Source organism: Chryseoglobus sp. 28M-23, assembly GCF_014789785.1.
Lineage (GTDB): Bacteria > Actinomycetota > Actinomycetes > Actinomycetales > Microbacteriaceae > Microcella > Microcella indica.
The window spans coordinates 481970-503169 of sequence record NZ_CP061846.1 but is presented as its reverse complement, the minus strand read 5'-3'; the positions used below and the strand labels follow the sequence as shown (position 1 = coordinate 503169).

The following is a 21200-nucleotide window of genomic DNA, read 5'->3' as shown; positions in this document are numbered from 1 at the left end:
GGCGCAGGGGTGGGCGCCGGCGGGCGGGCGCAGGCCAGCGCCCACCCGCGGCGTCAGCGCTAGCGGCGCCCCTCGTCGCGGCGGTAGAGGGTGGTCATTCTTCTCCTCCCAGCACTGCGCGCAGCGCATCGGTGTAGTCCTCGAAGGCGCGACGGCCGCGCCGGGTGAGGGTGACGAACGTGACGGGCGTACGGCCCTGGTGGCTCTTCTCGACGGCCACGTACTCGGCCTCCTCGAGCTTGCGCAGGTGCGTCGACAGGTTGCCCGCCGTCATGTCGAGCAGCTCCTGCAGCCGCGGGAACGTGATGCGGTCCCCCGGCTCGAGCGACGCGAGCGTCGCCGTGATGCGCAATCGCGCAGCAGCATGGATGACCGGGTCGAGATCGGTCATCGTGCTCGCCTGCTCAGAGACGCGCGCATGACGATCGCCGCGACGAGGAACGCGCCGCCGCCGAGCACCGCCATGACGAGGTTGTTGGTCGGCGCGCCGAAGAACGGTGCGACTGTGCCGGCGACGATGATGACCGCACCGAGAACGAGCTGGTCGATCGAGCGCCAGAGCGCAGCGCCCATGAGGTACATCGCGCCCGCCACGAGAGCGTAGATCGCCGGAAAGTAGAGGCTCTGCAGCGTCGAATCCATGCCGCCCAGCGCCAACGCGACACCGATGAGGTACGCGCCGAGCGAGACGACCGGCCACGCGATGCCGTACACCGCTCCCGAGAAGTTCGAGGGGCCGCGCACCCCGCGATTGAGGCGCATGCCGATCACTGCGGAAATGGCGATCGAGCCGATCAGCAGCGCGCCGAAGATGACCGCGGCGACAGCGAGCGGGATCTGGAACCAAGGGTTGCCGCCCTCGTACCCCGACCACAGGGCGAGGAACCCGACACCCCATGCGACGCCCCAGACCGCGAGGATCCAGGGGATGCCGCTCAACTGGTCGCGCTCGAGAGCGGACTGCTGCACGCGCAGCAGGGCGAGCGCCTCATCGGGGCTCTGCAGGGGCTCGTCGTCGACAGGAGGGGTGGAGTTCGTCGTCATGACTACTTTGTACTGCAAACTACTTTGCCCGTCAACTACCGGGCGGGTGGGGTGGAGCGGCGCAACCGTAGACTGAAGGGCTCATGACTGCGCCCGCGAGCGGCCCCGTGCCGCGCATCCACTACCCGGCTGACCTGCCGGTGTCGCAGCGGCGCGACGACATCGCCACCGCCATTCGCGACCACCAGGTCGTCATCGTCGCGGGCGAGACCGGCTCGGGCAAGACGACGCAGCTGCCCAAGATCCTGCTCGAGCTGGGCCGAGAGCGCATCGCCCACACCCAGCCGCGCCGCATCGCCGCGCGCACCGTCGCCGAGCGCATCGCCGAAGAGCTCGGTACCGAGCTCGGCGGCCTCGTCGGCTACAAGGTGCGCTTCACCGACCAGGTGGGCCGCGACACACGGGTCACCCTCATGACCGACGGCATCCTGCTCGCCGCCCTCCGCGGCGACCGCGAGCTGAAGAACTACGACGCGATCATCATCGACGAGGCGCACGAGCGCAGCCTCACGATCGACTTCCTGCTCGGCTACCTCAAGCAGCTCCTCCCCCGCCGCCCCGAGCTCAAGGTCATCATCACCTCCGCGACGATCGACCCCGAGAGCTTCGCCGCGCACTTCGCCGACGCGCAGGGCCAGCCCGCCCCGATCATCGAGGTGAGCGGGCGCACCTTTCCCGTCGAGGTGCGCTACCGGCCGCTCGTCCCCGACGGCGCCGACGTCGAGAACCTCACCGATCCCGACGACGACGAGAGCGACGGCCCCAGCACCCCCGGTGAGGCCATCGACATGCTCGACGGCCTCATCGCCGCGGTCGACGAGCTCGGCCGCGAGGGCGACGGCGACGTGCTGTGCTTCTTCAGCGGCGAGAACGAGATTCGCGACGCCGCGGATGCCCTGCGCGGGCACCTCGCGAACGCCGGCCCGCGCGGCGCCGCCACCGAGGTGCTGCCGCTGTACGGCCGCCTGAGCGCGGCCGAGCAGCATCGGGTGTTCGAGCGGCCCGCGCCGGGCATTCGGCGCCGCATCATCCTCGCCACCAACGTCGCGGAGACGAGCCTCACGGTGCCGGGCATCCGTTACGTCGTCGACACCGGGACGGCGCGCATCAGCCGCTACTCGGTGCGCGCGAAGGTGCAGCGGCTGCCCATCGAGCCAATCTCGCAGGCGAGCGCCAATCAGCGCTCCGGCCGCTCGGGGCGCACGAGCCCGGGCATCGCGATCCGCCTCTACTCGGAGGCCGACTACGAGCGGCGGCCCGAGTACACCGACCCCGAGATTCTGCGCACCAACCTCGCCGCCGTCATCCTGCAGATGATCTCCCTCGACCTCGGCGACATCGCGCAATTCCCCTTCCTGCAGCCACCAGACAAGCGCGGCATCAAGGACGGCCTCGACCTGCTCACCGAGTTGCAGGCCATCACCACCAAGGACGGCGAGCCGCGCGTCACGAAGGTCGGCCGCGAGATCGCCCAGCTGCCGCTCGACCCGCGCTACGCGCGCATGGTCGTCGAGGCCTCCAGGCTCGGGGTTGCGCGGGAGGTCATCGCGATCGTCGCGGGGCTGAGCATCCAGGACCCGCGTGAGCGGCCGGTCGAGAAGCGGGAGCGCGCCGACCAGCTGCACAACCGGTTCCGCGACCCGTCGAGCGACTTCATCAGCCTCTTGAATCTCTGGAACCACCTGCAGAAGCGGCAGCGGGAGCTCAGCGGCAACCAGTTCCGCAAGGAGGTGCGCAGCGAATTTCTCAACTACCTGCGCATTCGCGAGTGGGCTGATGTCGAGCGTCAGGTTCGCCGTCAGGTAAAGGCAGCCGGGAAGAAGCCCGCCGATGGCGAGACGGGAGCCGATGCCACCGCCATCCACAAGGCCATCCTCTCCGGTCTCCTGTCGCACATCGGCCTCAAGGACCCCGCGAAGCGCGACTACCTGGGCGCGCGCCAGCGCCGCTTCGTGCTCTTCCCCGGATCCGGGCTCGCGAAGAAGCAGCCCGACGCCGTGATGGCCGCCGAACTCGTGGAGACGAGCAGACTCTTCGCCCGCACCGTCGCCGTCATCGATCCCGCGTGGGCCGAGCCGCTCGCGGGCGATCTCGCGAAGCGCCAGTTCAGCGAGCCGCGGTGGGAGAAGAAGCAGGGCTCCGCCGTCGTCACCGAGAAGATCACGCTCTTCGGCCTGCCGATCGTGCCCCGCCGCCGCGCGCAGCTCTCGCGCTTCGACGTGCCGCTCGCGCGCGAGCTCTTCATCCGCCACGCGCTCGTCGAGGGCGACTGGGATGTCAGCCGGCTCGACAAGCGCGTGACCGCCTTCCTGCGCGACAACGCGGCCCTGCGCCGCGAGCTCGAGCAGCTCGAGGAGCGCAGTCGCCGCCGCGACATCCTGCTCGACGACGAGCGCATCGTCGAGTTCTTCGAGGAGCGCATTCCCGCGGACGTCACCGACGTGCGCCGCTTCGAGCGATGGTGGCGGGATGCCCGAGCCGAGCATCCCGACCTGCTCACGCTGCGCCGCGCCGACCTCGTGGAGGTCGAGGAGGAGCCGGAGCACGACGCCGACGCCTACCCGACCCGGCTCACGCTCGGCGACCAGACGCTCAGTGTGGGCTATCGCTTCGAGCCCGGTGCCGCCGACGACGGCGTCACCGTCACCGTGCCGCTGCCCCTGCTGCCGCGGCTCGACGAGAGCGGCTTCGACTGGCTCGTGCCCGGTCTGCGGCACGAGCTCGTGACGGCGCTGCTCAAGACGCTGCCGAAGGCGATCCGCCGCAACGTCGTGCCCGCCGCCGACTGGGCCCGCAAGCTGCTCGACGCCGTGCCGGCCGAGGCCGACCTGCGCGAGCTGCCGCTCACCGAGTTTCTCGCCCAGGAGATCCGGCGGCAGACGTACACGCCCGTCGACCCCGACGACTTCGAGGTCGACCGGCTGCCCGCCCACTTGCGCATAGGGTACGCCGTCGTCGACGATCGCGGCCGTCGGCTCGCGCGCGGCACCGACCTGCGCGGCCTGCAGGCGAAGCTGCGCGAGCGCACGCGCGACTCGGTCGCGCGCGTCGCGACCGCCGCGGCCCCCAACCCCATCGAGCGCGGCGGCATCACCGCGTGGGACACGTCGATCGGCGACGGCGGGCGGCTGCCGCAGCAGCTCGACACGCGCCGCGGCGAGACGACGATCCGCGCGTACCCCGCCCTCGTCGATGAGGGCGCGAGCGTCGCCGTGCGCGTGCTCGCGACGCCCGAGGAGCAGGAGCGCGCCCACCGCGCAGGCGTGCGCCGCCTCGTGCAGCTCGGCGTGCACTCGCCGATGTCGTACATCCAGGAGCACCTCACGAGCGCCGAGAAGCTGAGCCTCGGCGCCTCGCCGTACCGCTCGACGGCCGCGCTGATCGACGACGCGCTGCGCGCCGTCATCGATGCCGAGCTGGATGCCGCTGCCGACATCCCTCGTGACGCCGCAGCGTTCGAGTCCGTGCGCGATCGCGTCAATGCGGGCCTGCCCGACCGTCTCTTCGGCGTCGTCTCAACGGTGGCCGGAGTGCTCGCGGCGGCCCGCGAGGCCGACGGGGCGATCAGTCGCGCCTCCTCGCTCGCGCTCATGGCGCCGCTCGCCGACGCGCGCGAGCAGCTCAACGCGCTTGTCTTCGACGGCTTCGTCGGGCGCACCGGGCTCGAGCGCCTCCCGCGCCTCGCCGTCTACGTGCGGGGCATCAGCTACCGTGTCGAGCGCCTCGCCGAGAACCTCGGCCGCGATCGCGCGTGGATGCTCGAGGTCGCCGAGGCTGCCGAGCTCTACCTCCGCGCGGGCGGGACTCTGCCCCTCGCCTCCGACTCGCCGGCTCAGATCGTGGAAGCTCGGTGGATGCTCGAGGAGCTGCGGCTGTCACTCTTCGCGCAGCAGCTCGGAGCCCGCGGACCAATCTCGGCGCAGCGCATCCGGAAGGCGCTTGTCGCTTCCGGATGATTAGCACTGGAGATCACGCGAGACCCGCGCCATCCCGTCATATCTCAATCAACCTTCCGTCGAGGTCAATCGCTCGTGTGCATCGAATCAACCATGCTCGCTGCGTCGCGTCGTTGGGCCGGTGTGAGCCCACTTGACGCGAATTCGAGCACGATGAAGTCGGACACATGCGCGTCGTCCGCTTCAGTGGCATACGTCGCGGCGTCTTCTCGGGTGGCGAAGCGCCAGACAGTGAGCTGGTCGGTACGAACGACCTGAACACAGGGAGCCGGATTGGCGCATAGTGACGCGGAATCGTCGCGGATTCCAGATACTGGGATGTTCGCTTGCGCGTAGGTGTCGATGACATGCCCCGCGTCGATGGTGGAGCGCGGATCACTGCAACCCGACAAGACCACCGCAGCGACGACAACGGGCACGAGGAGACGGGCATGGGTTCGCACCAGAGTTCCTCTCGTTCGCTTGCACGGGTTCCCACGGCCGAAAATTGCTCGACCGCGGGAACCTCGGTCGGTTACCAGTTGCACTGATGGCTCAGGGAGGTCGGGAGCCAATTGGAGAAGTTTGCGCGGAACCGTTCGAGGTTCCACTGGCCCTCAAAGTAGCCTCCGACCACGTGGCAGTCGTACTGCTGCCGGAGGGTTGCCTTGTTGGTAATCGCCGGCCAGGGAGTCCTGAGTTCATCCCACCCGGCACTCTGCATAATCGCGATGCCCGCGGCCAGCCCACCAGCACCGCCACCCTGAGCGAGTCCGGTGTGCACGGACACACCCCATGATGTGCGCGAGAAGTTGTACCTGATGTCCCCGCTCTGAGTGGAAGTCGAAAGGCCCTGGAACAGGTTGATGCCGAGCCACGGATCCGCGACGACCGGGTAAGCCGACGCCTTCCCGTGATCGACGTGCTGCACCAGCGTGTTGCCCTCAACGCGGAACGAAGTCGGCACGACCTCGCCCTTGGCGTCCAATGCCCAAGCTGGCGCGACACCCCCGAGGAAGGTGCCCGCAGCGTTCCAGAACGTTACGAGGCCATCGATATCGCGCACTTCCGCCCCGGCAGGAAGGCTGAGTGAGTAGCGGTACTCGGTTGGCGCGGCTGCACTCTCGATCACGGCCGCGATCTGCACCGAACCGTCCGGCTGGGCGATCGGGACACTCCAGGAGCCGTTCCCGTGGTCGAAACCCGCAAGGCCGTCTCTAAGTTCGGCCCGCGTGCCGGTTTCGAATGGCAGTCCGATGGAAAGGGTGCCGTTGGGCCCGTAGATCACCGCATCGTCGTCCGCGGATACGGGTAGACGAACGGTGAGAGCGTCCTCGTTCGGACGAATGGCCAAATCTGGAATCGTCAAGAACTCGTCGGGTACAGCGTCGAGCGCGATCAGTAGCTCCCGCTCGCCGAGTGACGAATCATCAACGGTCGCGTTCGCCGCCTGGACACTACCGATCGCAAGGGCTGCCGCGGACACTACCGCGGCGACTACTCGCTTCTGCATGTGGACCTCCCGTCTCGTTGAGGTCGTGACCTAGCGAGTCGCGTAAGCAGGAGCCCTACGCGCGAGAATGGCCTCCGCTACGAGGGCAACTCAGATCACTCGCTTTCTGAGTAATAGAGTATGCACTTTACATACTCCGCACAAGGGAATATTTCGCTTCCCTTCATATAGCGGCATGTGGCGTATCATGGAGTCATGACTCACGTGTCACTAGGCGAGTCCGCCTTCTGGATTCTGGCCACCCTCGCCGACAAGCGTCGGCATGGCTATGCAATCATTCGAGAAGTCGAGCGAACCTCCGGAGGTGAGGTGGTGCTCAAAGTGGCGACCCTCTATGCTGCCCTGGAGCGCCTGGAGCGGGTCGGTTGCCTCGTCGCCGACGGCGAGGAGGTAGTCGACGGGCGGGTGAGGCGCTACTACCGTCTGACCGAGGCGGGCCTCGACCGGCTGACTGCTGAGATTCGGCGCCTGGAAGATCGGGCGAGCGCTGCACGCGTACGACTCCAGTCCCGAACAGCGCTGGCTGGGGGACCATCGTGACCGCTGCGCTCGAAGACCAGTACCGTCGACTTCTCGGATGGTATCCGTCGCGATGGCGCGAGCAACACGCCGATGTCATCCTAGGAACATTGATGGAGGCCGCTGAGTCTGAGGGTCGGCAAAGACCGACGATGCGCGAGACGCTCTCGCTGGTCGGCCACGGTCTTGGCGGACGACTCAACGTGCGAAGCGGCATCTTCCTGTCTGCCCTGGGCCTAGCCGCTGCAATCCTGGCCGGGCTCTTGCAGCTCCTTGTGATTCCGTACTTCGGGGCGCCGTGGCTGGGTACCAGCATGCTGGTGCTGCAGGTGTTCCTCGCCCCAGCTCTCATCGCTACCGCGCTGGCCGCGCTGCTTCGAGAGAGCGGCACCCTTGGAGCGCTTGCGTCGCTAGCCGTTGCCGTGCTGGCATTGGCTGGGTTCGCGTCCGCACTTGCCGTGGCCGCGCTGTGGGAGTCGGCGTTCGCTGCTGCAGAAGCGGGAACCGCCGCGACGGCCGACTACAAGGCCGGACTGCTGATCTCCATTGCCGTCGGCTGGGCGACGGGGGCCGCGGCCATCGCCACCGGACTGCAGTCTGCGCTGGTATGCCTTGGCTTCAGCCGCGTCGACCGCTGGGCGTGGGCTGGCCTCGTCGCCGTCTTGGCCGCACCCGTACTCGCGTTGTCTCTACTGTCACCGACCCTGGGCGTACTGAGCGGGATCGTGATCCTGAGTCTATTGCTGAACCACCGTGGCCACCGTGAGCAGCGAGGCGCGCGATCGCTACCGCCGATCGTCGCGGCGGAGCCGGTGTCCGGTTTGGGCCGCGCTGCCGCAGCGTCTCTCGCCTGGCTAGGCTTTGCCATCGGGACCATGTCGGTCGCGTTCGCGCTGACGGGCTCCCATTGGCCCGGGGTCGCCTTGGATGGGACGCAGTCGATGCAATGGGGCATCGCCGGCGGATTCCTCAGTGCACTCATGGTTGTCCTAGCCCTCGCGGGCCTGGCCGTGGTGCGCTATCGCGAGCTCCGTGCGCGCATTTCCCTCTTGGTGGGTATCAGCCTCCTCGGTCTCGTGATCGCAGCCGTGACATCCTTGCCGCTGTTCGACGCGGCATCCCCGATTCGATGGGCCGGCGTGCTCGCCACGGTCCTCTGCGGCGCAGTCTTCTTGGCCACAGTCGCCTACTGGCGCATTCGCGGCTCACGCGGCATGCGCTCGGGGGTGGCGGTAGCAATCGGTGCAGGGTACTCAGTCACCGTGGGCTTCATTGTCACTTTCGCCGTAGCCTTCCTCGCACCCATCACTGGGCTACTGCTCGCGCTGTGGATGTCGCGTGGGTCTCGCCTGGACACAGCAGGAGCACTCAACTAGAAGGAACTCGCGATGCGCTCGAGCGGGCGGAACGTTGCGTCTAGTCTCCGACTCACCGAGGTTGGTAGTGAAGGCCCGCTGGATGCGCTAGGAGTTGCTGATCTCCCGCTCAGTGCAGCAGCTCGGAGCCCGCGGCCCGATCTCGGTGCAGCGCATCCAGAAGCACCTCGCCGGCTAGCCGAATCGAGGGCCCGGCCCCCGCGCTCTCAGCGATGCTGGTCGATGAGGATCGCATTGCCGTCAGGGTCGCGCAGGGTGATGTGGGCGGGGCCCTCGCCGTCGGCGGCAACCTTCTCGTCGAGCTCGATGCCCCGATCGAGCAGCGACGTCTCGATTTGCCGCACGTCGGTGAAGGGGTCGACGTTCTGCGCCTCGGCGGACCACCCCGGATTGAAGGTGAGGATGTTGCCCTCGAACATCCCCTGGAACAGGCCCAGGTTCGTCGTCCCGTTGCGCAGGATCAGCCACCCCTCCTCGGCCTGCCCGCCGACGACCTCGAAGCCCAGGGCGGAGTAGAACTCGCGTGACGCCGCCAGATCCTTCACGGCCAGACTCACAGAAAATGCACCCAGATCCATCGCTGTCTCCTCGTCTACTCGTGTGCGGCCGACTCTAACCCTCGTCACGCCCCTGCGCGAGGGCCACGGGGAGGCGGCGGTTATGCTCGCCGCATGGTCGCCGTCCACTCCGATCCGATCGGGCGCTTCACGATGCTGTCCACCGCGCTCCTTGAGGAAGTCGGCGTGCGTCGCGCCGACGACGCCGTGCACTCTGCCCTGTGGCCGACGGTCGGCGCGGTCGCCGGCCACGTGACTGCCGTCTACCGCTGGGTCACGACGATCCTGCGCACCGGCTCGCCCGCCGATCGCGCAGAGTCGCCTCTCGACGACGACACCAAGACGACGGTGCTGCGGGATGCTCGCACCGAGCTGCTCGCCGAGCTCGAGCGCGACGATCGCGAGTGCTGGGTGATCGGCGGCGCCACCGGCACGACCGCCTTCTGGCGGCGGCGCATGGTGCTCGAGTCGCTCAAGCACCTGCTCGACGTGCGCACTGCGCCCGGCTCCCGATTCGCCGTGCCCTCCGAGCTCGACGCCGAGCTCGCCGCCGACGGCGTCGACGAGTTCCTCGGGGTGTTCCTCGCTCGCAGCCGCGCGTCGCTCGAGCCCCTGCCGGGAGCCGTACGCCTGACCGCGACCGACGCCGACCGTACGTGGACCCTCACGCCCGACTGGTCGCTCGACGACGAGACCGACCCGACGGCGACGATCGAGGGGTCCGCGGCTGCGCTCCTGCTCCTCCTGTGGGAGCGGGCGAGCGCGCTCGACGAGCCCGACCGCTTCCGCGTCACCGGCGATGCCGCGCTGGTGCGCGCGTTCGAAGGCGCGCCGATCCACCGCTGACGTCCTGGGCCTCGCGGTGCCCTGCTACGTTCGGCTCATGAACGCGGTAGCCGATGGGTACCGACGCTGGGCAGCGTTGGAGGCTCACGGTTCGAGCGCTCAGTACGAGGCATGGGCCCTCGCCGTAGCAGCAGACGGAGAGCTGTGTGAGCGAATCAGTGCCCTACCTCGCGAGAAACGGCAGCCCAATCTCCTCTTCGCTGCCGCTCGAGTTCATGGCGCGTCCGCTGACACCGCGGACTTCCCGCACTGGTTGGGACAGAACTGGGATGCGGTCTGCACCACGGTCCTGACTCGCATCAACCAGACGAACGAACCAGCTCGATGCGCTTCTCTCCTGATGGCTCTGAGCCAGATTCCCGGCCCCATCGCTTTGCTGGAGCTGGGTGCATCTGCAGGGTTGTGTCTCATCCCCGATCGATATAGATACCGATTCTTGTCCGACGCCGGCGTTCACGAGCTTCGCCCCCGGAACGAGTCCCGCGGGGTCACGCTCGAGTGCTCACTGATGGCGGTTTCGTCGCCGACTTCGCTCCCCCACATCGTCTGGCGTGCGGGAATCGATAGGTCGTCGGTCGATCTGCAGGACGCCGAGGAGCTGCTCTGGTTCGAGTCCCTAGTCTGGCCAGAGCACGACGAGCGCCGGGTCCGCCTGCGAGACTCCCTCCGTCTTCTCGCTGAAAGCCCTCCTCGGGTGGTCCAGGGCGACCTCCTCGAGTACCTGCCGAGCATCGCTGCCGAAGCTCCGAGCGAAGCGACTCTGGTGATCATGCACAGTGCCGTGTTCGCCTACCTGGACGAGCAGCAACGACAGCTGGCTCAGACCCTGATCGACCGCACCGGCGCGCGCCACGTGAGTCTCGAAGGGGCTTCCGTCATGACAAGCGTTCTCCCGCGGTTGCCGAGCGGGGTGCTCGACGACCCGCGCTTCGTACTCGCGCTCGACGGAGTTCCGATGGGCATGGCCGCGCCGCACGGCGGAAGCTACGAAGCGCTCCCTCTCTCGTAGACGCGGCGGCCGGCGACCCAGGTGCCGACGCAGCGCGTCTCGTGGATGCCCTCGACGGGTCCCGCGAAGGGGTCGCGGTCGGTCGCGGCCAGGTCGGCCACAGCACCCACCTCGATAACTCCGGTGACCTCGGCGTCGCCCCGCCCGCGCCCGTTGATCCACGATGACCCGGCCGTGTAGGCGTCGAGCGCCTCGGCCAGGGTCAGCACTTCGTGCGGGAGCAGCGGCTCGGGGTCGAACTCGGGGTCGTCGACGGGCAGGCGCCGGTTGACGGCGACGTGGATCGCCTGCCACGGGTCGGGCGTCGAGACGGGCCAGTCGCTGCCCGCGCACAGCACCGGCCGAGCATCCCGCCGCTCCGTTACGCCACCCGCATGAAGGATGCTCGCGAACGGGTACTGCTGCGCGCCGCGCTCGGCGCCTACGACGGGCAGGGTGAGCTCGCGCATCTGCGGCTCGTGGCAGGCCCACACGGCCTGCGCGTTCGCAGTCACGCCGAGCTCGGCGAACCGTGCCGCATCGTCGGGATGCACGAACTGCAGGTGCGCGAGGTGGTGGCGCCGCGCATCCGTCGCCTCGCGGTCTGCCCATCCGTTGGCCGCGCGCGCCGCCGCGAAGCCGTCCAGCGCCTCGCGCACCGCCCGGTCGCCGATCGTGTGCACGTGCACGAAGAGCCCCGCCGCGTCGAGGGCGACGATCGCGTCGGTGAGCGCCTGCCCGCCGACGAAGGCGAGCCCGCGCGGGTTCTCGCCCTCGCCGAAGGGGCCGAGGTAGGGCTCGAGCAGGGAGGCCGTGCCGTTCTCGATGACGCCGTCGGCCATGATCTTCACGGCGGTCAGACGGAAGCGCGCAGCGGGCCCGAGGCGGGCAGCGAGAGCGTCGCGGCGGGCGACGAGCTCGCGCACCTGCTCGATGCCGCGATCGCGATCCCACCACATGGCCCCGACGACGTCGGCGGTGAGCTCGCCGCTCTCGAGCGCGGCTGCGTACACGAGCGCCGTGTCGGAGGCGCCGAAGTAGGAGCCGACGATGGCGTCCTGCCAGCCGGTCACGCCGACCGAGTGCAGGTAGCGCTGCGCCTCGAGCAGCGCCGCATGCTCGTCCTCGGCCGTCGTCGGCGGGGCGAAGGCGGAGACGAGTCGCGTGGCGCCTTCGTGCAGCGTGCCGGTCGGTCGGCCGTCGGCGTCGCGCTCGATGCGGCCGTCGGCCGGGTCCGGGGTCGACGCATCGACGCCGGCGACGCGCAGCGCGGCCGTGTTGGACCATGCCCCGTGGTGGTCTCGGTTGAACAGCAGCACGGGCCGGTCGGGCACGACGGCGTCGAGCGCCTCCGCGGTGGGCGTGCCGCCCGGGAATGAGCTCATGCTCCAGCCGCCGCCCGTGATCCACTCGCTGCCCGACACGTCACTGCGGGCCGGATGCTCCCGCGCATGCCGCGCGACGACCTCGAGGTACTCGGCCGCGGTCGACGCCGAGGTGAGGTCGCAGCCGAGTCGCTCCAACCCGCCCTGGATGGGGTGGATGTGGGCGTCGACGAACCCGGCGTGCAGCATCCCGCCCGCGAGATCGACGACCTCGGTGCCGGGCCCGCGCCACGCGCTCAGGTCGGCGTCGATCGCGGCGATGCGCCCGTCGACGACGGCGACCTGCAGCGGCTCGGGGCGTGCGGAACCGCCACGGCCCGCGCCTCGAGGGACGACCCCTCCCAGGAAGAGGAGGTCAGCGTGAGGCACGGGCCGTGGGGGGTTGTCGGCGAAGGGCTCGGCTATGCCGAGGTCTTCGCGTTGACTTCGTACGACGTGTTCGTCGACTCGAAGAAGTTGACGAGCTGCAGCGTGTCGTTCGCCGTCGCCATCCACTTCGCCGGGTTGGTGACGTTGTACTCGGTCTCGAAGCCGAGCTCCTCGAGGCGACGGTCGGCCAAGTACTTCACGTACTGGTTGATGTAGTTCGCGTTGAGGCCGAGGATGCCGCCCGGGAGGAGGTCGTGGTTGTACTGCTCCTCCATCTCGACAGCGTCGAGGATCATCTGACGGATCTCGTTCGCGAACTCCTCCGTCTGCAGGTCTTCATTCTCTTCGAGCACGGTGAGGATGAGGTTGATGCCGAACTTGAGGTGCAGGCTCTCGTCGCGCACGATCCAGTCGACGAGCGACCCGAAGTTGCGCAGCAGATTGCGCTGGCGGAACGACAGGGCGACCATGAAGCCGCTGTAGAACCAGATGCCCTCGAGGATCACGTTGTAGGCGACCAGGTTGCGGATGAAGTCCTGCTTGCCCTCGGTCGTCGTGATGTCGAGCGTGTCTTCCGTCATGCGGCGGATGAACTTGACCTCGAACTCTTCCTTGCGCGCCATCGACGGCACGCTCACGTGCGAGTCGTAGGCGGCCGCGCGGTCGATCGGGAAGGTCTCGAGCACGTACTCGAAGCTCATGCAGTGGTTCGCTTCTTCCCACATCTGCTTCGCGAGGTAGAGGTGCGCCTCGGGAGCGTTGATGTAGGGGTAGACGCCGAACGCGAGCGCCTTGTTGACGAGCAGCTCGTTCGGGTTGAAGTAGCTCATGAGGAACGTGATCGCGTGGCGCTCCTCATCGGTCATCTTCTTGAAGTCGGCGATGTCTTCGCCGAGCTGAACCTCGTTGGGGAACCACGTGTTGGCGACCGCCTGGTCGTACAGCTCCATCGCCCACTTGTAGGTGACGGGCTTGAGCAGCAAGCCCTCCTGAATGCCGGTGCCGAGAATGCCCATGGTCGGTGACTCGTCTTTCTGGTCGTCAGTGCACCGGTGGCCGGTGCGGGTGAATAAGGAGCAAACAGGGGTGGATGCTCGTGCCGAGCGCTGCGCCTACTGGCAGCTCTCGCAGTGCAACTCGTCCATCGGGTCGATCGGCACGAGGTAGTCCACCTCGCCCGTCGTCCCTCCGGAAGCCTGGGGGCCGCGGCGCATCACTCTGCCGCCTTGCTGGCGCCGCCGAAGCCGAAGCCCCGCTTCGGTGCGGACGCACCGACGGTCTCCGCCTCGGTGCTCGCCGGGGCGGCGGAGCCGGAGGACGCCGCGCCGAAGCCCTTGCGCCGCGTGCTCGAGCCGTCGCCGCCGACGGTCTCAGACTTGTTGACCTTGACGGTCGACTGCTCGGCCGTGTGGCGCGGCTTCATGTGCAGGTAGTAGGTCGTCTTGACGCCCCTCTTCCAGGCGGCCGTGTAGATGTCGACCATCTCGTCGACGTCGCGCGTCTCGAGGTACATGTTGCGGCTGATGGCCTGGTCGATCCACTTCTGGGCGCGCGCCGCGACCTCGAGGAAGGCGTACGGCGAGAGCTGGAAGCTCGTCTTGTAGGTGGCCTTGACGTCGTCGGGGATCGCGCTGATGCCCTGGATATCGCCCTGGCTGCGCAGGATCGACTCGCGCACCGACTCCCACAGCCCGCGCTCGCGCAGCGCCTCGACGAGGTTGCGGTTGACCTCGAGGAACTTGCCCGAGCTCGTGGAGCGGCTGAAGATCTGCGAGAACTGCGGGTCGAGTCCCGGCGTCGTGCCGGCGACGAGGCCGATGGATGCGGTCGGGGCGATGGCCATGAGGGTCGCATTGCGCATGCCGCCCTTGACCTTCTCGCGCAGCGCGTCCCAGTCGAGTCGCGTCGTGCGGTTGACCTGCATCTCGAGGCCGCGATCGGCCTCGGTGAGGTCGATCGTGTCGATCGGCACGATGCCCTGCGACCAGCGCGAGCCGGCGAAGTTGTCGTAGGAGCCGCGCTCCTTCGCGAGCTCGGCCGACTCGTCGATCGCCGCGTAAGAGACGTGCTCCATGATCTCGTCGATGAGGTCGAAGGACTCCTCCGAGTCGTAGGAGTAGCCGAGCTTCTCGACGACATCGGTGAAGCCCATGACGCCCAGACCGATCGCGCGGTTGGTCGTGTTGGCGTGGTCGGCCTCGTCGACGCTCGACACGGTGATGTCGATGAGGTTGTCGAGCTGGCGCACCGCGAGCCGCGCGCTCTCGGCGATCTTCGCGAAGTCGAGCCGGCCATCCACGAGGTGGCGGCTGAGGTTGATCGAGGCGAGGTTGCAGACCGAGATGTTGTCGCGGTCCTGCGGCAGGCAGATCTCGGTGCACAGGTTCGAGAGGTGGATCGTGCCCGTGTTGTTGTTGATCGCGCGGTTGTTGATCGTGTCCTTCCACGTGAGCCACGGGTGGCTGGAGGACTGCAGCGAGATGAGGATCTGCTTGAACTGCTCGCGCGCGCCGATCTTCTTGAACATGTTCAGCTCGCCACGCTCGGCCATCGCCACGTACTCGGCGTAGCGGGCGGAGAAGGCCTTGCCGTAGAGCTCGTTGAGGTCGCTCACCTCGAGCGGGTCGAAGAGGTACCAGTCCTCGTCGTTCTGCACGCGCTTCATGAACTCGTCGCTGATCCAGACGGCCGTGTTGGCGGTGCGGGTGCGGCGGTAGGGGTCGCCGGAGTTCTGGCGCAGGTCGAGGAACTCCGGGAAGTCCATGTGCCAGTTCTCCATGTAAAAGCAGAGGGCGCCGAACTTCTTGCCGCCGCGGCTGACCGCGCGCAGCACCGAGTCGATCGTGTGCATGAACGGGATCGGCCCGGTGGAGGTCGTGTTGTTGGAGCGGATGGGCGAGCCCTGCGCACGAAGCTTGGTCACGGAGAGGCCGATGCCGCCGGTGCCCTTCGTGAGCCACATGACGTCGCGCACGCTCTTGGCGATGTGCTCGATGTCGTCCTGCATCTCCATGACGAAGCAGTTCGAGAGCTGCGGGTAGCTCGTGCCGGCGTTGACGAGCGTGGAGCCCGCGGCGAGGTACTCGAGCGCCGACATCTTCTTGTAGAAGGCGATGGCGTGGCTCGTGGGGTCGGCCTCGTTGAGCGAGAGGCCCATGGCCACGCGCATCCAGAAGTACTGCGGGGTCTCGAGGGGCTGACCGTTGCGCGCCTTGATGCCGTAGCGGTTGTTGAGGGTCACGACGCCGATGTACTTGAGCAGGTCGTCGTGCGAAGGGTCGAGCGCAGCAGCGAGCGCCTCGAGGTCGAAGGCGTCGGGGAAGCGGGAGTCGAGCAGGTTCTCGCTCACGCCGCGCTGAATGTACGCGGCGAAGTGCTCGCGGTGCAGGTCGCGCAGCTCGGCCGCATTCTCGTAGTCGCCGAGCACGCGCTTGTAGATCGTCTTGAGCAGGAGGCGCGCGGCGACGGTGTCGAACGCCGGGTCGTCCTTCACGTTCTGCAGAGCGACCTGGATGACGGCCTCGTCGAGCTGCTGCGTCGTGATGCCGTCGAAGAGGGTGAGCTCGAGCTCGCTCGCGATCTGCGTCACCCACGTGATGTTGTCGTCGAGGCCCTGGGCGGCGTGCTCGATGGCGAGGTTGATCTTGTTGGCGTCGTACGCCTCTCGGCTTCCATCGCGCTTGACAACGGTGATGCTCACGTCTGCTCCCTCAGTGTTTCGCCGGTGCCGCCGCCTCGCTGTCGTGCGAAACGGCGTCCACGGTCGGAAAAAGCCCCGAAATCCGGGCTCTGCACGCCTTCCCCCGGCGCACGGTGTGATCACTATATATCGGGTGCCGCGTCGGATCGGCACCCAACATCTTGTGGGCGTGTCGTCCACACCTGTGCATAAGTTCGCCTGGTTATGCACATGTTTCCACCGACCTCCGACACGGCGCGGAAGGCCTCCGAACGCCCGGAAATCCGAGAATGCGTCCACCTGGCCAACAGGCTCTAGGCTGGTGCCCTTGTGAGTGGATATGGCGACCTGTTGAGAACTCCCGGCGTGGCGCGCATCATCTCTGCGCAGCTCACCGCCCGACTGCCCTCCGGCATGCTCTCGCTCGCCTTCCTCATCCACATCGAGGGCATCTTCGACTCCTACGCGGCCGCGGGCCTCGTGCTCGCGGCGACGAGCGTGGGCCAGGCGGTCGCCGGCCCCCTCACGAGCCGATGGATGGGAGCCCTCGGGATGCGCCCCGTGCTCGTCGTCACGCTCATCGTGTGCGCCACGGGCATCCTGCTCATCGCCTTCGCACCCATGCCCATCTGGCTCTACATGATCGTCGGTCTCGTCACCGGGCTGTCGACCCCGCCGATTCAGCCCGCCGTGCGCACGATCTACCCCAAGATGGTGACATCGCGCCAGCTGACGCCGCTGTTCTCGCTCGACGCCTCGGCGCAGGAGATCATCTGGATCATGGGGCCGGTCATGACGGTCTTCCTCGCCACGCAGGTCTCGAGCGTCATTGCCATAGCCGTCGCCGCCGTGTTCCTCATCGGCGGCGGCACGTGGTTCATCGCGTGCCCCGAGGTCGGCAAAGTGCGCATCCCGCGCAGTCGGCGCCGCATGGGCGTCGTCCTGCGCAACCGCGCCATGCTGCTGTCGACCATCACGGGCTTCCTGCTCATCGGCTCGGCCGCGTCGATCGAGGTCGGCGTCGTCGCGGTGTTCGGTGAGGAGGGCGCCGAGGCGGGCATCCTCTTCGGCATCTGGGCGATCGCCTCGCTCGTCGGAGGCCTGTCGATGGGCCACCTGCCGATCGGGCCGTGGGCGCTCGCGCGCCGCATGGGCATCCTGTTCGTCGGCATGGCGGCCGCGCCGTTCGCCCTGGAATTCTGGTGGCTCGCCTTCGCTCTCGTCATCGCCGGCATCGGCATCGCACCCGCCCTCGCCGTCATGTTCGCGATCGTCTCGGCGAGCGTGAAGTTCAGCGAGACAGCGGAGGCCTACGGGTGGCTCGGCACCGGCCAGCTCATCGGCGCGGCCTTCGGTTCCGCCGTCGCGGGCTTCCTCATCGACGAGATCGGGCCGCTCGGAGGGTTCTACACGGCGATCGGCTTCGCCCTCCTCGGCGTCATCGTCGCGAGCGCCTTCCATGGCTGGCACCCCGACCTGCGTGGCCGCGATGCGAGCCCCCTGGCCGACACGGAGCCCGTGCAGCAGATCAGCTGAGCGTGCCCGCGCCCCGCGCTATGTGCGCAGCGCGGCGAGCGGTGCGGCGAGCGACGCGAGCTCGTCGATGACGGCCTCCATCGCACGCTCGCGCGAGTCGTCGTGCGCGAGCGTGCCATCCTCGATCTGGCGGCTCGCACCGGGAATGATGACGTCGGCCGTCGAGCGCACCATGCCGAGCGCGAGCAGCACGGGTTCGAGCGCCGTGACGCCCCGCAGGCCGCCGGAGACTCCGCCGTAGCTCACGAACGCGACGGGCTTGCGGCTCCACTCGCGGAAGAGGAAGTCGAGCGCGTTCTTGAGCGCCGGGCTGTAGCTGTGGTTGTACTCGGGCGTCACGAGAATGACCGCCTCCGCGGCGTCGACGCGCTCGCTCCACGCGACCGTGTGCGGCTGCGTGTACTGCTTCTTCGCGGGATGCGCAGGCTCGTCGAGGAATGGTAGCGCGATCTCGGCGAGGTCGGCGAAGTCGACCTCGTGACCGGCCGCCTCCACGCGCTCACGCACCCACTGCGCGATGGGGAGGCCGATGCGGCCGGGGCGAACGCTACCGACGATGATCATGATTCGAGTCATGATGCGCACAACGGCGCCCTGCTCGACGACATTCCCCCACTCAGGGGAATCCCCGGCACCCGGGAGGGTCACCGCTTCCAGTAGCCCTTCACGACGGCACGCTCGACGTCGATGCCCCACGCGGCGAGCACCTGGCGCACGGGCGCGACGATCGACTGCTCGCCGCACGCGAAGACGAAGCGCTCGGCGGCGTCGGTGGGCGCCGGCAGCGCTTGCAGAGCGCTCACGAGGGCGGCGCTGGGGTGCGCGGCATCGGGGTTCAGGATGCTCAGCCGCAGCCCCGCGGGCGGCTCGATGCCGAGCGACGCGAGGTCGAACCGGGTCTCGAGCAGCAGGTGCCCGGTGATGCTCGAGCCGAGCATCCCGAGGTAGCGGCGCACCGCCGGGAGTGCGCTGTCGTCGCCGGCGATAACGACCTCACCGGGGCTGCCGTCGAGAACGACCGATCCCTTGGGGCCCATCATGACGCCGGGCGACCCGAGCGGTGCGCGCGCCGCCCACGCTCCGATCACGCCGGCCTCGGCGCCCGCCGCGCCGTGCACGAGCACGTCCACGTCGATCCAGCCCTCGGTCACGTCGTGCGCCACGACCGTCTCGGTGCGGGACTCGCCACGAGGGTGCCCGTCGTCGTCGAGCACGACCGGGCCGCCCTCGGCAGAACCCACCACGATGCGCACATGGTCGCCACCCCCGGGCGCGATGAAGCCCGCGAGCTCACCGGGTCGCGACGCGACGAGCCGCAGGCGCGCGTAATGCTCAGTCGAGGCGGTGCGGCCGTCGCGATACTCACCCTCGGCGCTCGCGAGGACCGTGCGCGCCCCGAGCCTCAGCTGGCGCACCGCGGGCGTAAACGGGTGGCGCGTGAGGGTGTATGGCATGGGCCGCCCGCCCGCTACCAGCGCTCGTGGATGGCGGCGCGAAAATAGCGGTCGTACAGCTCGACAACGCTCTCGTGGAAGGCGGGCGGCAGGTCGTCGACCTCGCCCGCGGCGGCGTTGGCGCGCGCTTGTTCGGGCGACCGGGCTCCCGGTATGACCGTGCTCACGCCCGGCAGCTGCGCGAGCCACGCGAGAGCGGCGGTCGCGGGTGCGAGCCCGTGCTGCTCGGCGAGCGCGGAGAACTCGACGGCCGCGGCGACGCCCGACTCGTAGTCGACGCCCGAGAAGGTCTCCCCCACGTCGAAAGCAGCGCCGTCCCGGTTGTAGTGGCGGTGGTCGTTCTCCGCGAAGGTCGTCTCGCGCGTGTACTTGCCGCTCAGCAAGCCCGAGGCAAGCGGCACGCGCGCGATGATGCCGATGCCGCGATCGACGGCGACGGGCAGAACGGCGTCGAGCGGCTTGAGGCGGAAGGCGTTGATGATGATCTGCACGGTCGCCAGATTCGGGCGCTCCATGGCGGCGAGCGCCTCGTCGACTCGTTCGACGCTCACGCCGTAGTGGCGGATGCGGCCCTCCTCGACCAGCTGGTCGAGGTCGTCGAACACGCGGTCGATCGAGTAGACAGCGGTGGGCGGGCAGTGCAGCTGCACGAGGTCGAGAGTGTCGACGTCGAGGTTCGCCCGGCTGCGGTCGTTCCAGGCGCGGAAGTTCTCGGTCGAGTAGTTCTGCGGCTCCTGCGGAAGGCGTCGGCCCATCTTCGTCGCGACGAAGACGTCGGCCTCCGGGCGGTCGGCGAGGTAGCGGCCGATGAGCTGCTCGCTGCGACCGTCGCCGTACACGTCGGCGGTGTCGAACACCGTGACGCCCGACTCGAGGGCGGCATCGAGTACGGCCCGAGCATCCGAATCGGAGACGTCGCCCCAGTCGGCGCCGAGCTGCCAGGTGCCGAGACCGAGAGAGGAGACTGCCGCGCCCGTGCGGCCGAGAGTGGATGTTCGCATCCCTCCAGCGTATGCGCCTTTTGCGAGGCGAGTCTCAGCCGTGCTCGCGGATGACCCGCTCGACAGCGCGCGCAAGCTTCGGGCGGATCAGGTGGTCCATGCCGCTCACGCGCGTCATCGTCACCTTGCGCAGCTGGGACACGATCTTGAGCCCTCCCGGCGCGATGAACGGGTCGAGTGTGCCGTGCACGATGTCGATCGGGGCGGTGACGTCAGCGAGGTCGGCCAGGGAGGTCTGCGACTCGATCGCGTTCTCGAGCGACAGCACGAACGGGGTCCAGTTGCGGGGCGAGACCTCCAGAACGTCTTCGATCGGCGCGATCGAGGCGAGCACGTCGGCCGCTCGCGTGGTGAACTCTCGGTTGGTGCGCAGGAACTGATAGGCGGCGAAGTACAGGCCCATGCTCGCGCGGTCGGCAGGATCGCCCATCGCGGCGGGTGGCAGGTAGACGGGCGGGCCGACCATCACGAGGTGGCTGACTTCGTCTCGGCGGCGAGCCGCGTACCGCGCGGAGATGAGGCTGCCGAGCGAGTGCCCGACGAGTGTGAACGGCCGCCGCAGGCGCAACGACTTGATCGTGCGGCGCAACGCGGCAGTGTGCTCATCGAGCGTGTAGCGCGCATGCTCGGGGATCGGCGACCGGCCGAAGCCGAGCAGGTCGATCGCGATGCAGCGGTAGTCAGGTTCGAGAAGCGGCACGAGGTTGTCGAAGGTCACGGAGGAGGACGCGATGCCGTGCACGAGCACGACCACGGGACGGTCGTCCCCGCGCCCCTCGCCCGAATCATGGGCGATGTGCAGCCGGGGCGGTCGCCGCAGCAGTCGGTCGAGGAAACCCATGCTTCGAGTCTCTCGCATCGTCCCCGAGATTGACTCGCCGATGGCGCCTAGGTGAGGAATGTGTGAGGGGGCCGGCGATCGCCAGCCCCCTCTCCTTCGCGTCCACCCCTAGTCGCGCAGGTCCATACGTTAGCCACCGTAGCCACCGGCGAGCCGT

Annotated in this window: 18 protein-coding genes; 6 read left to right on the top strand and 12 right to left on the bottom strand. The window is 68.4% G+C overall.

Going from position 1 to position 21200, the window contains the following annotated elements; translation table 11 throughout:
* Positions 1-94: 94 nt before the first annotated feature.
* Complete coding sequence (locus IE160_RS02495) at positions 95-391, bottom strand: transcriptional regulator (protein WP_152582213.1); 297 nt, start codon at positions 389-391, stop codon at positions 95-97.
* On the bottom strand, positions 388-1044 hold the full coding sequence (locus IE160_RS02490) for a hypothetical protein (protein ID WP_179873191.1): 657 nt from the start codon (positions 1042-1044) through the stop codon (positions 388-390). The genes IE160_RS02495 and IE160_RS02490 overlap by 4 nt, the downstream gene beginning before the upstream one ends.
* An 83-nt stretch (positions 1045-1127) precedes the next feature.
* Here IE160_RS02490 and hrpA point away from each other — a divergent pair, with 83 nt between their 5' ends.
* Positions 1128-5000 carry an ATP-dependent RNA helicase HrpA gene (gene hrpA, locus IE160_RS02485; protein ID WP_191151562.1) on the top strand — a complete coding sequence of 1291 codons (3873 nt, stop codon included), beginning with the start codon at positions 1128-1130 and terminating at the stop codon, positions 4998-5000.
* Between the two features lie 65 nt (positions 5001-5065).
* Here hrpA and IE160_RS02480 read toward each other — a convergent pair whose 3' ends face one another.
* Positions 5066-5443 carry a hypothetical protein gene (locus IE160_RS02480; protein ID WP_179873189.1) on the bottom strand — a complete coding sequence of 126 codons (378 nt, stop codon included), beginning with the start codon at positions 5441-5443 and terminating at the stop codon, positions 5066-5068.
* Positions 5444-5514: 71 nt separating this feature from the next.
* Positions 5515-6492, bottom strand: coding sequence for a hypothetical protein (locus IE160_RS02475; protein WP_191151561.1), 978 nt, complete (start codon positions 6490-6492; stop codon positions 5515-5517).
* Positions 6493-6687: 195 nt separating this feature from the next.
* On the opposite strand from IE160_RS02475, the gene IE160_RS02470 reads away from it, so the two are divergent.
* Positions 6688-7032 (top strand): PadR family transcriptional regulator, encoded by a 345-nt coding sequence (locus tag IE160_RS02470; protein WP_179873187.1) that lies wholly within the window; start codon positions 6688-6690, stop codon positions 7030-7032.
* Entirely contained in the window at positions 7029-8387 is a 1359-nt protein-coding gene (locus tag IE160_RS02465) for a hypothetical protein (RefSeq protein WP_179873186.1), read from the top strand. Before IE160_RS02470 ends, IE160_RS02465 begins: the two co-directional genes overlap by 4 nt.
* A 206-nt stretch (positions 8388-8593) precedes the next feature.
* On the opposite strand, the gene IE160_RS02460 is transcribed toward IE160_RS02465, so the two are convergent.
* Positions 8594-8965 (bottom strand): VOC family protein, encoded by a 372-nt coding sequence (locus IE160_RS02460; RefSeq protein ID WP_179873185.1) that lies wholly within the window; start codon positions 8963-8965, stop codon positions 8594-8596.
* A gap of 93 nt (positions 8966-9058) precedes the next feature.
* Between IE160_RS02460 and IE160_RS02455 the strand changes: the two genes are divergently transcribed.
* Positions 9059-9790 carry a maleylpyruvate isomerase N-terminal domain-containing protein gene (locus IE160_RS02455; protein ID WP_179873184.1) on the top strand — a complete coding sequence of 244 codons (732 nt, stop codon included), beginning with the start codon at positions 9059-9061 and terminating at the stop codon, positions 9788-9790.
* A complete protein-coding gene (locus IE160_RS02450; protein ID WP_348531837.1) occupies positions 9744-10799 on the top strand; it encodes a DUF2332 domain-containing protein in 1056 nt (351 codons plus the stop codon). The genes IE160_RS02455 and IE160_RS02450 overlap by 47 nt, the downstream gene beginning before the upstream one ends.
* On the opposite strand, the gene IE160_RS02445 is transcribed toward IE160_RS02450, so the two are convergent.
* The 3 genes from IE160_RS02445 to IE160_RS02435 form a co-directional block, all read right to left on the bottom strand.
* On the bottom strand, positions 10775-12532 hold the full coding sequence (locus IE160_RS02445) for an amidohydrolase (RefSeq protein WP_191151560.1): 1758 nt from the start codon (positions 12530-12532) through the stop codon (positions 10775-10777). The genes IE160_RS02450 and IE160_RS02445 overlap by 25 nt on opposite strands.
* Before the next feature lie 32 nt (positions 12533-12564).
* Complete coding sequence (locus IE160_RS02440; RefSeq protein WP_179873181.1) at positions 12565-13548, bottom strand: ribonucleotide-diphosphate reductase subunit beta; 984 nt, start codon at positions 13546-13548, stop codon at positions 12565-12567.
* 197 nt (positions 13549-13745) lie between these two features.
* On the bottom strand, positions 13746-16232 hold the full coding sequence (locus tag IE160_RS02435; protein WP_179873180.1) for a ribonucleoside-diphosphate reductase subunit alpha: 2487 nt from the start codon (positions 16230-16232) through the stop codon (positions 13746-13748).
* 309 nt (positions 16233-16541) lie between these two features.
* Between IE160_RS02435 and IE160_RS02430 the strand changes: the two genes are divergently transcribed.
* Positions 16542-17747: an MFS transporter gene (locus tag IE160_RS02430; RefSeq protein WP_179873179.1), complete on the top strand. Its 1206-nt coding sequence runs from the start codon at positions 16542-16544 to the stop codon at positions 17745-17747.
* 18 nt (positions 17748-17765) lie between these two features.
* On the opposite strand, the gene IE160_RS02425 is transcribed toward IE160_RS02430, so the two are convergent.
* The 4 genes from IE160_RS02425 to IE160_RS02410 all read right to left on the bottom strand — a co-directional run bounded on the left by IE160_RS02425 (position 17766) and on the right by IE160_RS02410 (position 21043).
* The gene (locus IE160_RS02425) at positions 17766-18311 is read right to left on the bottom strand and encodes an NADPH-dependent FMN reductase (protein ID WP_224744534.1); all 546 of its coding nucleotides are present in this window, start codon (positions 18309-18311) and stop codon (positions 17766-17768) included.
* Positions 18312-18391: 80 nt separating this feature from the next.
* Positions 18392-19201 carry a siderophore-interacting protein gene (locus IE160_RS02420; RefSeq protein WP_191151558.1) on the bottom strand — a complete coding sequence of 270 codons (810 nt, stop codon included), beginning with the start codon at positions 19199-19201 and terminating at the stop codon, positions 18392-18394.
* A gap of 14 nt (positions 19202-19215) precedes the next feature.
* A complete protein-coding gene (locus IE160_RS02415; protein ID WP_191151557.1) occupies positions 19216-20202 on the bottom strand; it encodes an aldo/keto reductase in 987 nt (328 codons plus the stop codon).
* A 34-nt stretch (positions 20203-20236) separates the two neighbouring features.
* Positions 20237-21043: an alpha/beta fold hydrolase gene (locus IE160_RS02410; RefSeq protein WP_191151556.1), complete on the bottom strand. Its 807-nt coding sequence runs from the start codon at positions 21041-21043 to the stop codon at positions 20237-20239.
* Positions 21044-21200: the final 157 nt, after the last annotated feature.